The following is a 1,225-nucleotide window of genomic DNA, read 5'->3' on the forward strand; positions in this document are numbered from 1 at the left end:
TACCCCTTGCCCTGCAGGCAGTGTACTCGGTACATACAGTCCTTCTAACTGACTGACGTTCTGTTTGGCCACATCGGGTAGACGCACCACGATGGGAATCTGCCGCGTATCAAGATTGAGCTTAGATAAGCGCTGTTCATAGTCGCCAACAGTCGCCACACGTAGAGTGGTGGCAATATCTTGTGTCGTCACGCCTTTGTCAGCCATTGCCAGTCTATCAGGTGTTACCGTCAGCTCTTGACGTGGTAGGCTGCGATCACTGGTGACAGCGCCAGCACTTGGCAGTCCGCGTATCTCAGTCATGATTTTTTGCGCAGTCTGTTCGAGTAATTGAGGATTAGTACTGGTCAATGAAAAGTTATAACCACTCTCACCGCCACTCGATAGTCCAACGGTAAAGCGAGCACCGGGTACTTCGGTCATGAGCTGGCTAATTTTGCGTTCGATCTCTTGCTTGGTGCCTCGTTCTGTACGTGGGGCCAGTACGATATCTAAGCCCGCGATGTTTTCAGCTTTACCGCCACCACCATCTGACGCACCCATCGACGCCTGCGCCTCTCCGACAGACGTAAAAATATTCGTCACCTCAGGCATGGCCAAAATACGCTCACTGGCAAGCGCTGCCACCCGCTCTGTATCTGCTAATGCCACATCGGGCGTCAGCTCAATGGCCACTCGAGTTTGATCGATATCGTTATCAGGTATAAAAGCTGTTGGCAGCAGCTTGACCAGACCAAGCGATGCCACAAACAATACCAGCGTTGCACCCATGGTGAGCCAGCGATGATGTAATGTCCATGAGACAATTTTGAGATAATACCCCATCATCGAGCTTTGCTTCTCGACGTGGTTTTTCTCTGGTCGCAATATATAGGCCGCCATCATGGGTGTGATCAAACGCGCCACCATAAGCGATGCAAAAATGGATAACGCCGCCGTCCAACCAAACTGACGGAAAAACTGTCCAACGATACCGCCCATAAAAGCTGTTGGCAAAAACACCGCAATCAAAGTAAAGGTCGTTGCTACCACCGCCAGACCAATCTCATCAGCTGCTTCCATCGCCGCTTCATAAGGGGTTTTACCCATACGCAAATGCCGTATGATGTTTTCGACCTCAACGATGGCATCATCGACCAATACACCAATGACGAGTGATAAGGCCAGTAGCGAGATAATATTGAGGCTAAAGCCAAAAAGATACATGCCTAAAAAGGTAGGAATC

General features: G+C 50.1%; 1 protein-coding gene. It reads right to left on the reverse strand.

What is annotated here, in order from left to right:
- The coding region (locus ACS8FC_RS14435; RefSeq protein WP_439297270.1) for an efflux RND transporter permease subunit at positions 1-1,225 on the reverse strand (1,225 nt) is incomplete at both ends.

It is taken from the genome of Psychrobacter sp. 1Y4, from assembly GCF_051847555.1.